Genomic DNA, 12,454 nt, shown 5'->3' with positions numbered 1-12,454 from the left:
GAGCGGCGATTCTCCAGAACTGCGTCAGAACGAGGCGGGATCGAGGGATCCCGGCTGTTGGCTGGACTTACTCTGTGGGCCGTGCGGACCGCTCGTGCGCGATGGTCGGCCGCAGAGGCTGAGCCGCGGCACCGCCCGCGGCCTCGTACCCCATGACCGGCTGCACGGGCTCGCTCGCCATGAGCGGGTTGACGCTCTCGTAGTAAGCGGGCTCGGCGTCGACGCGCGAGTACGGCTGCGACGGCTCGAGGGCGTCGTACGCGTGCGACATCTGCGTGCGCGCGAGGGGCTCGTAGCCCGACGAAGCCTGCAACGGCTCCGACGGGGTCTCCGGGCTGATGTACATCTCACGCGCCGCCTGCATCGGCTGCACGCTCTCGTGGACCGGAGCCCCCGAGGTCATGCTGACGCCCGACGTCATCGTCGAGTCCGACGCGTCGGCGTAGCGGGCCGCCATCGGCGCCTGGACGGCTTCCGCGCGCTGCATCGGCTGCAACGGCTCCATCGCCTCCGCGCGGGAGAACGCGACCGGTGCCTGGAGCGCCTCCGCCCGCTGGAACGCCATCGGTGCCTGGACCGCTTCCGCCCGCTGGAACGGCTGCAGCGGCTCGGCGGCCGTCATGGCCGTGCGCTGCATCGGCTGCACGGGCTCGGCCGCGTGCATCGCCGTCCGCTCGAACGCCTGGACGGGCTGCAACGGCTCCGCGGCGTGCATCGCCGTGCGGGCCTGCATCGTCGGCTGCAGCGGCTCGGACGCGAGACGGGCCTGCGTCGGCTGGAGCGGCTCGGCCGCGTTCATCCGCTTGAGGGTCTGCATCGGCTCGGTCGTGGCCGTCGCCCTCAGCGGGGCGTTCGGCAGCGTCGCCTGAGCGAAGCCGTCCTGCTGCACGGTGCCGATGCGGGCGCTGGCGAGCGTCGCCTGGGCGGTCCCGTCCGCCTGGACCATCCCGACGCGGGCGTTCGCGAGCGTCGCGCTCGCGGTGCCGGTCGTGTCCGCGGCGGTCTTGCCGTCGGTGGCACCGGGAGGCGTGTTGCCACCGCCACCGCCGCCCCTGTTCGCCATCGCCTCGTCGATCTTGTCGTCGACGCCCTTCTGCGCCTTGTAGCCCTCGTAGGTGATCTCGGCGACGTCAGCGGAGTTCTCGAACCGCTCCCAGCCCTTGCTGACCTTCTTCATGATGTCGTCGAGGTCGCCGATGCGCTTCATCTGACGGCCCAGGGCCGCGACGACGCGCGCGACGCGGGACGCGATGTTCACGCCCAGCGCGACGGCCTTGCCCACCGCGAAGCCACCGAAGATCGCGATCGAGGCGCCGAACGTCGGGATCATCATGGCGGCGGCGATGAGCGCGCCACCGATCAGCGAACCGATCAGCTGGGCGATCAGGTCGCGCACGATGTCACGCAGGACCGTGACCAGCATGCCCATGATCGCGACGATCTTGGCCTTGGACTCGACGGCGTTGGCCAGGTCGTCGAGCTCGTGGCTCATGTTGTCCATCGACGCCTGGAAGCGCTCGGACGACGCGCCCGTCCAGCCGTCGAACGTCGCGAGGCCGCTCTTGTGGTCCTCGGCCAGCACGCGCAGCTCGGCCGCGCGCGCCTTGTTGGCCTCGACGTTGGCCTGGATCTCCTCCGGGTTGCCCATCAGCTGGTTCAGGGCGTCACGCAGGAACGACACGTGCTCGATCAGCCAGCCGACGCCGGCGCCGATGATGCTGCCGAGCGGGTCGATCGCGAACATCACCGTGGCCGAGGCGGCGCCGATGGCGTTGAACGTGATGTCCAGCGCCTTCTCGGTCTCGCTCTCGGCGTCCTTGCTGATGCCGTCGATCAAGCTGCCGTAGGCCTCGATGAACAGCGAGCCCTTGAGCTTGTTCTCCTCGGTGATGTGCATCCCGGGAGGCGACGGGAGTGGAGTTTCAGGCGCGGTCATCGCTGTTCCTTACCAGGGCTGGTTGTCGTCGTCATCGTCGTCGGCCGCACGGGACCTGCCGCGCACGGGCGCGGGCTGTGGGGCCGCGGCTGGCCGGCTGACGGGCGGGGCCGGCGCAGGTGCCGGCTCGTCGTCGATCTCGTCTTCGTACGCGTCGGTGTCCTCTTCGACCTCGTCGTCCGGGATCGAGTCCGACACCATCTGGTAGGCCTCGGTGCCCTCGCCCAGCGGCGCGAACAGTTCGAGGACCTGGGTGGCGGCCTGCTTCTGGGCAGCCCGCGCCGTCTCCAGGATCAGCGCGGTGAGCCGGGGTCCGCCCAGCTCCATCGCGCGGTGCCCCAGCTGCAGGTTCTGCAGTCCGCCGTTGGGGCCCACGGTCACGGTCACCGCGCCGTCCTTGGACACGACGGTCGCGCCCGCCGCCGCGAAGTTCTCGGTGAGGTCCTCCGACTTCTGCTTCAGGTCGGCCAACCTGGCCTCGTACGCCTCGACCCACCCGAGCGGGTTGGTGGGGTCGTACTTGTAGTCGTTCGCGGATGTCACACGGTCCTCCGGCGGCGGCGGTTCAACTTGCGGTACTGCTTCGCGTGTCAGCTCACGCGAGGACAGCGTTGATTCGGGTGGCGATGCGGTCGTTGTCGGTCGGCGAGAGGCTGAGCCAGCCGTCCGAGTTGACCATCAGGTAACGGCCCTGGTGGGTGTCGAACCAGTTGATGACGACACCCGACCGCTGCCGGTCCTGGGTGATGCCGAACTGGCCGCCCGCCACGCGGTTGGACGCGAGCTCGTCGAACTGCTTGGCGTCCTGGGCGGACAGGCCGGCCTGCTGCAGCGCGTCCTTCTCGTCCACCCCGCCCTCGCCGAACAGGTCGTCGGCGTCGGCGGCCCCTTCGGCCTCCTGGATCGCGACCGCGTCCTGCAGGGACTGGACCCGCACGTTCACCGCCGTGCCCGGACCGGGCACGGCGTCGGGCAGCACCTTGACGATCTCGCGGGCGATGCCGGTCTCCCGGATCTCCACGAGTCCGACCCGGTCACCGTCGATGATCGCGAGCGCGGCGCGCTCGCCGTTGGAGACGGCGAGCGCGCGCACGGTGCGGTCGAGACCCGCGACGGCGTCCACGGACACCTTGTGATCGTCGAGCAGCCGCAGGAAGTCCTCGAGACGGTCGTTGTCGGCGAGCCCGCGCGAGCGCAGGTCGTCCATCGTCTCGGTGACCAGCACGCGGCGTTCCTGCTCGGTCGCGCCCTCGCTCGGCACGTCCAGCGGGTACGGCACGCTGCCGAGCCGCAGGTCGTTCCACAGCACGTCGAACTCGCGCGGCGAGAGCAGGAACTCGGGCGTGATCACTGCGACTCGGTCCCCTTCTGCTTCTTGACCTTGGCGGCACCGATCACCGACGGCGGCAGGTTCTCACCGGGGACCTCGAACAGGTCGCCGCCCATGATGTAGCTGGCGGAACGGTGTTCCTTGTCCTCCTCGCCCCTGCCCCCGGCACCGGGAGCGCCACCCATCGGGGCACCCGCGCCACCCATGCCGGCACCGGCCGCGGCCGCGCCACCGGGACCCATGCCCATCGGCATGCCGCCGCGGGCTCCCTGGACACCGGCCGCGCCACCGGACTGCATCGCGCCACCGCCGGCACCCGCGGTACCGCCGGCGCCACCGCCGAACGCGCCACCGCCGCCACCACCGCCGCCGCCACCGGCACCCATCTGCGGGGTGTACGGCATCGGGCCGCCCTTCATGCCCGCGCCGCCACCGGCACCACCACCGGCACCACCACCGCCGCCACCGGCACCACCACCCGCGCCACCGGGACCGTTGTAACCGGGCGCCGTCGGCGTGTAGGGAGCGGGACCACCCTTGACGTTCTGCGGGGTGTAGTTCGGGTTCGCGATGTCGCGGCCGACGACCGGGGCCTTCGGGATGTTCTGGTTCTGACCGGTGCCGCTCTTGCCGCCGCCCGTCTGCGGCGTGTAGCCACCCATCTGCGGGGTGTAGCTGCTACCGCCACCACTGCCGCCGCCGGTGTAGGAGCCACCGGTGCCGGCCGACGGGTTGTAGCCCGGTGCGGTCGGCGTGTACGCCGCAGCGGTGTTCGTGCTGGTGTTGCCACCCATCTGCGGGGTGTAGCCGCTGCCCGCGCCACCACCGGCGCCACCGCCGGCACCGCCACCGGGACCTGCCGGGGCGTTGTAGCCGGGCGCGCTCGGGTTGTAGGCCGCCGCGGCGGGCTGGTTCACGCCACTGCCGCCGCCGGCACCACCACCGGCTCCGGCACCCGCGCCCGAACCCGCCTGCTGGCCGGTCGGAGGGGCGGCCACGGTACCGGCGCTCGCGGCCTGGGTGGCCATGAGGGCGTCCGCGCCGCCGGTGAACGCGACCGCGCCGGAGGTCGGCACCGCCATCACCGGCTCCTCGACCTTGCCGGTGTTCGGGTTGAACGGCGGCTTGAAGGCCGGCGTCGACGAGTCGATCTGCCGGGAGTTGTTCTCCATGTTGGTCATCACGCCGACCGCCTGGTCGTGCGCGGCGCGCGACGCGGCGTTGGCGACCGCGATGTCGGCGGAGGCCAGCACGAAGGCGGGGGTGCCGGGCTGGGACAGCGCGGCCGCGGCCTTGTTCCAGTCGAACTGGACGGGCTGGGGCATCTGCGCCCTGGCGGTCTCCATGACACGACCCTGGTCGGCGACCTTGTTGCCGACCTCGACGGCCGTCTTCGCGGTCTCGTCGACCCAGTCCCCGAGCTTCTTCATCGCGGCGCGGGCGGCCTCGGCGGCGTCACCCGTCCACTTCGACTCCGAGGAGGTGATGACCGAGTTGATCACTCGGGACGCCTCGGTCAGCTCGTTGCCGTACTTGCCCCAGTCGGAGCTGATCTGGCCGGCTTGACCGGGGTCGTTGTTGTTGTGCACCGCGGCATAGAGCTCTTGGTGCGATCGGGACGCCCAGTTCTGCGGGTCCGTGAGGACCGGGACGTTCTCGACTTCGCTCGGGTCGGTCTCGGGGGGCATGACCGGCTCGCCTCTCACGTCGTTGGATCAGCTGGCCACGAGATCAGCTGTTACCCATGTGCTTCTTCAGTTCGGCCTGCTGTTCCGAGTCGAGCTTCTCGAAGTTCTCGATGGCATCGACGATCGAGTTCTTCGTCTGCTCCAGGACCGTGCGATACGCGGTCATGACGCTGACGAACGAGTACTGCTCGCCCTCGGCGCGATGCGTGAACTTGTCCCGCATCTTGTCGCCGACGGGGTTCGCGCCGAGCGGCGCCGGCCGGGCGATGCTCGTGTTGGCGCGTTGGATCCAGGAGTCGACCTGGTCGATCTGGGCCTGGAACTGCTTTCGGAGTTCCTCGCCCGCGGTCGGGTCGATCTGCACCCGACCCGAGCTGACGGTGTCCCCGAGCGGGACAGCGTCTTTGTCACCGACGATGTACATGCGGGCAGTATCGGGGGTCTTTTCGCGCATCGCCCACTTTGTGGGGCGCGAGTTACCAATTGAGATCCGGGTTCACAATCCGTTGCCACGGACCGAAACGGGCCACGACCAGGTGAACGTCGTGTAACAACGTGATCGTTTGCCCTGGTTGTGGGAGCGCTCTCGGGGTGCTGCCCGTTCGGGCTCCCGATCTCTGTTCACATCCCTGGAACGGCCCTTGACAAGGCCTGATGTGACCCAAATCACAGTGGGAATTATCCTGGATTTAGGGCTCTCTTGAGGTACGTCACCGGCTGGTTCGGCGTTCACCGGATCGGCTGAATCGTGCGACGTCCCACGAGAACGCGGGCGCACTCCGGAGAGTACGCCCGCGATGCCCGATTTGGATCATTCTTGTGTGCTGTGCCGCACCCGTGGACCGTCAGGCCAGCACGGCGTCGATCCGCGTCGCGATCCTGTCGTTGTCGGTGGGGGACAGGCTGAGCCAGCCGTCCGAGCGCACCATCAGGTAGCGGCCCTGGTGCGTGTCGAACCAGTTGATCACCACGTCCGCGCGGTGCCGTCCGTGCGTGACGCCGAACTGGCCACCCGCGACCCGGCTCTGCGCCAGCTCGTCCATCTGCCGTGCGTCCTGCGCGGACAGCCCGGCCTTGAGCAGCGCCTCGCGGTCGTCGAGCTCCTCGTCGGCCGCGCCCCACGGGTCCTCGGAGTCCTCCTCCTGCTCGGCCTCCTGCAGTGCGACCGCCTGCTGCAACGTCTCGAGTCGCACGGACAGTGCGCTGCCCGGCCCCGCCACCCCCTCGGGCAGCACCCGGACGATCTCGCGCGCGAGCGCGGTGGGCCTGATCTCGGAGAGGCCGACCTTGTCGCCGTCGATCACGGCGAGAACGCCCTCACCTCCACTGGCCGCGGCCAGGGCGCGCACGGTGCGGTCGAGGCCGGCGACGGCGTCCACGGACACCTCGTGGTCGCCGAGCAGGCGCATGAGGTCCTCCAGACGCGCGTCGTCGGCCAGGCCACGTCCGCGCAGTCCGGCGATCGTCCTGTCCTGCAAGGCTTTGACGTCCTGCTCGGTCGCTCCTTCGCTGGGCACGTCGAGCGGGTACGGCATTCTGCCGAGCCGCAGCGTCTGCCACAGCACCTCGAACTCGCGGGGCGACAGCAAGTACTCGGGCGTGATCACGAGTGCTCGGAACCTTTCTGCTCTGCCTGCTATGCGCGCAGTATCAGGCAGAAATGCGCGGGCCGTTCCTCATCGGGCGAATGCGCACCCGATTGAGACGAATGTTCACAATCGGTCGCGACCGCGGGAAACGGGCCACTTCCGGGCATGCGCATTGGGTGTGAACACTTGTTTTCGCAGCTTCCGGGAGCACTCTCAACGCGTGAACTGGGCGAACGCGCACGGGTCGTTCACACGTCCGTGGCAGACATATCAACAGTTCAGTGTGACCCAAATCACTATGAGTGGTTGAGGGGTTGTGCTCTCGGTGACTTCAGTGTTGACCGAATCCAACCCTCGGTCGTGGTCGGCAACGCGTACGTGCAGGTGTGAAGATCGGGCAGTGACCGTCTCCTCGTGGGCGCCCCTGCGCCGCAACGCGTTCCGCGCGCTGTGGCTCGCCCAGTTCGCCTCCAACATCGGCACCTGGGCGCAGACCGTCGGTGCCCAGTGGCTGATGGGTGACCTCGGCGGCAGCGCCCTGCAGGTCGCGCTCGTCCAGACCGCCACGACACTGCCGGTGTTCCTGCTGGTGGTGCCGTTCGGGGCGCTGGGCGACATCTTCGACCGGCGGCAGGTGCTGATCACCGGTCAGGCGTTGATGCTGGCGGGCGCGGGCGGGCTGATGCTGCTCGCGGGCACGGGGTCCGCGACGCCGCTGACCCTGCTCGGACTGCTCGCGCTGATGGCGATCGGGCAGGCGCTGTCGATGCCGTCGTTCCAGGCGATCCAGCCGGAACTGGTGTCGCGCGAGGAGATCCCGCAGGCCGCGCTGCTCAACGGCGTCAACATGAACGTCGGACGCGCGATCGGCCCGGCGCTCGGCGGGTTGCTGATCGCGTTGTCCGGGCCGGAGGCGACGTTCGCGTTCAACACGGTGAGCTTCTTCGGCGTCCTGATCGTGCTCGCGCGGTGGAAGAGGCCGTCGGACCACCGGCCCCTCGGCGCGGAGCACATCACGACCGCCATGCGGACGGGCGCGCGGTACGTGGCGAGCTCGCCGCTGTTCCGGCGGGTGCTCACGCGGCTGACGTTGTTCATCGTGTTCGGCAGCGGCCTGTGGGCCCTGCTGCCGGCGATCGCGCGCGGCCCGCTGCGGCTCGACGCGAGCGGGTACGGCGTGCTGCTCGGCAGCGTCGGCGCGGGAGCGATCGGCGGCGCGTTCGTGGTGCCGAAGCTGTTGCGGCGCATGAGCAAGAACCGGATGGTGCTGTTCGCGACGTTCGTCTACGCGGGGGCCACCAGCACGGCGGTGCTCACGCAGAGCTTCGCGCTGGTGATCGTGGCGATGCTGCTCACCGGTGCCTGCTGGATCGCCACGCTGTCGACGTTCAACGCCACCGCGCAGGTCCTGCTGCCCGCGTGGACGCGTGCCAGGGCACTGGCGTACTACCAACTGATCCTGATGGGCGGCCAGGCCCTCGGCGCCGTCGTGTGGGGCGCGATCGCGGACGCGTACAGCCTGAAGGTCGCCATGATCACGCCCGCGGTGGCGATGGTCGTGCTGGCCGCCGCGGCGACCAGGTGGTTGCCGCTGAACGACCGGCCGCTCGACGTCAGTCCGGCGACGTACTGGGAGGAACCGCCGGAGATCGACGACACCGACGCGGGCCCGGTGCTGGTCACGGTGGAGTGGCCGGTGGCGCCCGAGAACGAGGAGGCGTTCATCGACGCCATGCAACGCGTCGGCCGGGCCCGCCGCCGCACGGGCGCGACGATGTGGGGGCTGTTCCGGGACACCGAGCGGACCGAGACGTTCCTCGAGACCTTCACCGTGGCGACGTGGCAGGAGCACCTGCGCCAGCACGTCGAGCGCGGCACCGTCGTGGACCAGGAGAACCAGGAGACCGCACGCGCGCTGGCCAAGGGGCCTGCGCACGTGCGGCACCTGCTGTTCGCGGAGCCGCGGAAGCCGGAGTAGGGACGAGGTTCCATAGCAGCGCGCTATGAACGGAAGGGATGATCGCGGGCCGTCGGGCGGTGTGACGCTCTGGGAACCTCGAACCCTGCGGAGGAACCCTGATGAGATCACTCGCCCTGGTGGCGGCGCTGGCGGCTGGACTGCTGGTGCCGGTGCCCGCTCACGCCGCGCCTTCTGACCAACGAGACGAGACGGTCCGTCTCGCCGGCGGTCACGCCGCACCCCTCACCTCGCCGACCAGCCCGTTGCTGCCGCCCGAGATCGCCCGCACCACCCTGCACCCCAGGCCCGACTCGACCATTTACACCGCCGCGGCCGCCGACTACCCGTCCGAGCTGCGCGCGTTGGTCCGCGTCCTCGACAACTACACCAGCGCCGACGACGCGGCCGTGCACGCCGGCATGCTCCTGCTCTACTACGGCCACGCCCAGCCGGAGTTCCTCGCCGCCGTGCGCGCCGAGCCCGAGGTCCTGCGGGCGCTGCGCCGGTTCGTGGTGGCACACCTGGACTTCTTCGGCACCGACCGCCAGTACCTCGTGCAGAACGCGACCCGCGAGCTGGGCAGGTTCCTGCGGCACAACGACATCGCGCCGCGCGTCCGTCCGTTGCTCGCGGACATGGCCTCACGCGGTGACGTCGTCGGCCGACTCGCCCCGCTGTGGGTGGGCGTCGCGGAGATGGTCGACTGGTACGACAAGGCGAACTGCCGTCGCTACAACACGTGCGACTTCCGCGCGAAGATCGACCGCCGGGTCCTCACCGTCCGGCACACCTGCGGTGCCACCCTGAAGATCCGCGCGCAGCAGCTCACCAGGACCCAGCTCCGCCAGACCTGCGCCTCGCTCGCCGGGCAGGACGCGGCCTTCCACGCGGTCGTGCGCGATCCCGGTCCCGTCGCCGGTGACAACAACACCTCGCTGGAAGTCGTCGTCTTCAACACCAGCAACGACTACCGGACGTACGCCGGGGTGCTGTTCGACATCTCCACCAACAACGGCGGCATGTACCTCGAGGGCGACCCGGCGCTCAACCAGGCGCGGTTCATCGCGCACGAGGCCGACTGGCTGCCGGAGTTCGCCATCTGGAACCTCAACCACGAGTACACCCACTACCTCGACGGCCGGTTCGACATGCACGGCGACTTCGCGGAGAACATGACCACGCCGACGGTGTGGTGGAGCGAGGGTGTCGCCGAGTACATCTCGTACAGCTACCGGGGCGAGGTCTACGCCGACGCGCTGGCCGAGGCCAAGAAGCGGACGTACGCGCTGAGCACGCTGTTCGACACCAGCTACGACCACGACTCCACGCGGGTCTACAACTGGGGTTATCTGGCGGTCAGGTACCTCGTCGAGAAGCACCCGGCCGACGTCGCGGCGGTGCTGGCGGACTACCGGGCGGGGGACTGGGCCGGTGCCCGCGACCACCTCACGCGGGTGATCGGCGACCGGTACGACGCGGACTGGTACACGTGGCTCGCCGCGGTGAACTGACGTCAGTCCGCTGAGGCGAGGGCCGCGCCCCGTTCCTCCCACCAGGGCCGGAACACCGGGCTCGCCATCGCCTGGTCCGAATAGGCACCCAGCACCTCGGTGAACACGCGGCTGGCCTGACGGAAGGTCAGCCGCTCCCGCCGCCACGCGAACACCAGCCGCATCCGCATCGGCGCCCCCGCCAGTGGTCGCACCGCCACCCCCGGACCTCCCTGCGACGTCGGTTCGACCAACTGCACGGCCTTGCCCGCCGCGATCAGCTGCCGGCCCGCGCCACTCGGCATCTCGAACCGGATCCGCGGTACGAACCCCACCGCCCGGCACGCCGCGCGCAACGCCGTCAGCGACCCGTCCTCGGCACCCGGCGGCCCCACCCACGACTCGCCGGCCAGGTCGGCGAGCTCGATCTCCGGGTGGGATGCAAGGCGATGACCAGCGGGAATGGCGATGTACACCGGCACCCACGGCACCACGACCCGTTGCGCCACCCCGCGCGGCAGCCCGAGGTCGCCCTCCTCGTCGACCGCGATCACCGCCGCGTCGAGGTGCCCGTTCGCCAGCGCCAGCGCCAGGCCCGTCGAGGAGGGGTCGACCACCATCGTGATGTCGTCGAGCACGTCCTCCAGCCGCGTGTACAGCGACGCGACGCACTCCATGTGCACCGAGCCGAGACGAGACGGTCCGTCTCGTTGGACCAGGTCCGAGCCGAACGCGTCCAGCTCGACCAGCAGCAACCGGGCCCGTTGCAGCATCTGCGCACCCAGCGCGGTCGGCTCCGCGCCGGCCCGGCCGCGGTCGAACAGCTTGCCGCCGACCAGGCGTTCCACGCGTTGCAACAGGGTCGTCAGGGACGGCTGGGAGATGCCGAGCTGCGTGGCCGCGCGCGACAGGCTGCCCGCGTCGCCGATCGCGCAGACCGCCCGCAGGTGCCGGATCTCCAGTTCCATAGCCTGAGGCTATCCCCGATCCGGATTGGCGAGACCCCTCCGACAGGAGGGAGGGTGGTAGGCAAGGACCACTCTGGAGGGACGCGAATTGGCTCGGACACGCCGCGACATGGCGAAACTGGTGGACGCGGACGGTTTCCGCACGTACATCCGCGACGGCTGGGGTGAGTGGGACAGCTCCGTCGACCTGCCCGCGGGCACCGCCGAGGCGGCCGCGGCCCACCGCGCCAGGCTCACCGCTGCCCTTCCGGGCAAGCGGATCGCGCTGGCCGCCGGGCGCGCGCACGTCCGGTCCAACGACACGTTCCACGAGTTCCGCGCCGACAGCGACTTCGTGTGGCTGACCGGCTGCCAGGTCGAGGGCGCCGTGCTGGTGCTGACCGACGACGACGCCACGCTGTTCGTGCCGACGCCGTCCGAGACCCACAGCGTCGACTTCTTCGGTGACGCCGACCGCAGCCCGTTCTGGATCGGCGCCGCCGCCGGCCCGAAGGAGTGGGGTGGCGCGCTCGGCATCACCGCCCGCCCGATCGAGGACCTGGCGAACGCCCTGCGCGGCCGTCACCCCGAGACGCTCGTCGCCAAGGGCGTCGACCCGTTGCTCGACGCGCTGACCGGCTCGCACAGCGACGAGCTGCGCACCGTCCTCGCCGAGCTGCGCCGCATCAAGGACGACTGGGAGATCGACCAGCTCCGCCAGGCCGTGGACGCGTCCGTCAAGGGCTTCGCCGACGTCGCCATGGAGCTCGGCCAGGCCGTGCGCGGCGGGGGAGAGCGCTGGCTGCAGGGCACGTTCGACCGCCGCGCCCGCACCGAGGGCAAGGGGCCCGGCTACACCTCGATCGTCGCCGCCGGCCCGCACGCCCCCGTCCTGCACTGGACGCGCTGCGACGGCCGCGTGAACGACGCCGACCTGCTGCTGCTCGACGCCGGTGTCGAGATGAACTCGCTCTACACCGCCGACGTCACCCGCACGTTCCCGGTGAGCGGCGAGTTCAGCGCGCCGCAGCGCCAGGTCTACGACCTCGTGCTCGAGTCGCACGTCGCCGCGCTCGCGGAAGTGCGGCCGGGCAACGACTACAGCGCTTTCCACCACACCGCCATGCGCGTGCTCGCCGAGGGCCTGCACGACTGGGGCCTGCTGCCGGTCAGCGTCGACAAGGCGCTCGACCCGTCCGGTCAGCACCACCGCCGCTACATCGTCTGCGGCACCGGGCACTTCCTCGGCCTCGACGTGCACGACTGCGCCGACGCCCGGCAGGAGACCTACCAGCAGGGCATCCTCGAACGCGGCATGGCGCTCACGGTCGAGCCCGGCCTGTACTTCCACCCGAACGACGAGACGCTGCCGCCGGAGCTGCGCGGCATCGGCGTGCGCATCGAGGACGACCTCGTCGTCACGTCGACCGGTGCGGACGTCCTCTCGGACTCGCTGCCCATCGACGCCGACGACGTGGCCGCCTGGGTGCGCAAGCAGCGCTCCTGACGCGTTC

At 70.3% G+C, this 12,454-nt stretch carries 10 protein-coding genes; 3 read left to right on the top strand and 7 right to left on the bottom strand.

The window, feature by feature from the left end:
• Window positions 1-67: 67 nt before the first annotated feature.
• The 6 genes from PV646_RS23915 to PV646_RS23890 all read right to left on the bottom strand — a co-directional run bounded on the left by PV646_RS23915 (window position 68) and on the right by PV646_RS23890 (window position 6,561).
• On the bottom strand, window positions 68-1,936 hold the full coding sequence (locus tag PV646_RS23915) for a hypothetical protein (RefSeq protein ID WP_500344410.1): 1,869 nt from the start codon (window positions 1,934-1,936) through the stop codon (window positions 68-70).
• A 9-nt stretch (window positions 1,937-1,945) separates the two neighbouring features.
• Window positions 1,946-2,479 carry a YbaB/EbfC family nucleoid-associated protein gene (locus PV646_RS23910; RefSeq protein ID WP_500344409.1) on the bottom strand — a complete coding sequence of 178 codons (534 nt, stop codon included), beginning with the start codon at window positions 2,477-2,479 and terminating at the stop codon, window positions 1,946-1,948.
• Window positions 2,480-2,531: 52 nt separating this feature from the next.
• A complete protein-coding gene (locus tag PV646_RS23905; protein ID WP_500344408.1) occupies window positions 2,532-3,287 on the bottom strand; it encodes an ESX secretion-associated protein EspG in 756 nt (251 codons plus the stop codon).
• Window positions 3,284-4,954, bottom strand: coding sequence for a PPE domain-containing protein (locus PV646_RS23900; protein WP_500344407.1), 1,671 nt, complete (start codon window positions 4,952-4,954; stop codon window positions 3,284-3,286). Before PV646_RS23900 ends, PV646_RS23905 begins: the two co-directional genes overlap by 4 nt.
• A 43-nt stretch (window positions 4,955-4,997) precedes the next feature.
• On the bottom strand, window positions 4,998-5,408 hold the full coding sequence (locus PV646_RS23895; protein ID WP_500344406.1) for a hypothetical protein: 411 nt from the start codon (window positions 5,406-5,408) through the stop codon (window positions 4,998-5,000).
• A gap of 391 nt (window positions 5,409-5,799) precedes the next feature.
• Window positions 5,800-6,561 (bottom strand): ESX secretion-associated protein EspG, encoded by a 762-nt coding sequence (locus tag PV646_RS23890; protein ID WP_500344405.1) that lies wholly within the window; start codon window positions 6,559-6,561, stop codon window positions 5,800-5,802.
• A 382-nt stretch (window positions 6,562-6,943) separates the two neighbouring features.
• Between PV646_RS23890 and PV646_RS23885 the strand changes: the two genes are divergently transcribed.
• Window positions 6,944-8,521, top strand: coding sequence for an MFS transporter (locus PV646_RS23885; protein WP_500344404.1), 1,578 nt, complete (start codon window positions 6,944-6,946; stop codon window positions 8,519-8,521).
• Window positions 8,522-8,622: 101 nt separating this feature from the next.
• Window positions 8,623-10,014, top strand: a complete 1,392-nt coding sequence (locus PV646_RS23880; protein WP_500344403.1) for a collagenase — start codon at window positions 8,623-8,625, stop codon at window positions 10,012-10,014.
• A gap of 2 nt (window positions 10,015-10,016) precedes the next feature.
• Here PV646_RS23880 and PV646_RS23875 read toward each other — a convergent pair whose 3' ends face one another.
• Window positions 10,017-10,961: a LysR family transcriptional regulator gene (locus tag PV646_RS23875; RefSeq protein ID WP_500344402.1), complete on the bottom strand. Its 945-nt coding sequence runs from the start codon at window positions 10,959-10,961 to the stop codon at window positions 10,017-10,019.
• Between the two features lie 88 nt (window positions 10,962-11,049).
• On the opposite strand from PV646_RS23875, the gene PV646_RS23870 reads away from it, so the two are divergent.
• Window positions 11,050-12,447: an aminopeptidase P family protein gene (locus PV646_RS23870; RefSeq protein WP_500344401.1), complete on the top strand. Its 1,398-nt coding sequence runs from the start codon at window positions 11,050-11,052 to the stop codon at window positions 12,445-12,447.
• Window positions 12,448-12,454 lie beyond the last annotated feature (7 nt).

Origin of the sequence: Streptomyces sp. ID05-26A, assembly GCF_033794685.1 — a bacterium.
Lineage (GTDB): Bacteria > Actinomycetota > Actinomycetes > Mycobacteriales > Pseudonocardiaceae > Lentzea.
This window is presented reverse-complemented; position numbering and strand designations above follow the sequence as displayed.

Excerpts from the sequence above, each read along its gene's own strand:
- PV646_RS23915 (WP_500344410.1), bottom strand. The coding sequence starts at position 1,936 with ATGACCGCGCCTGAAACTCCACTCCCGTCGCCTCCCGGGATGCACATC.
- PV646_RS23900 (WP_500344407.1), bottom strand. The coding sequence starts at position 4,954 with ATGCCCCCCGAGACCGACCCGAGCGAAGTCGAGAACGTCCCGGTCCTC.
- PV646_RS23895 (WP_500344406.1), bottom strand. The coding sequence starts at position 5,408 with ATGCGCGAAAAGACCCCCGATACTGCCCGCATGTACATCGTCGGTGAC.
- PV646_RS23880 (WP_500344403.1), top strand. The coding sequence starts at position 8,623 with ATGAGATCACTCGCCCTGGTGGCGGCGCTGGCGGCTGGACTGCTGGTG.
- PV646_RS23875 (WP_500344402.1), bottom strand. The coding sequence starts at position 10,961 with ATGGAACTGGAGATCCGGCACCTGCGGGCGGTCTGCGCGATCGGCGAC.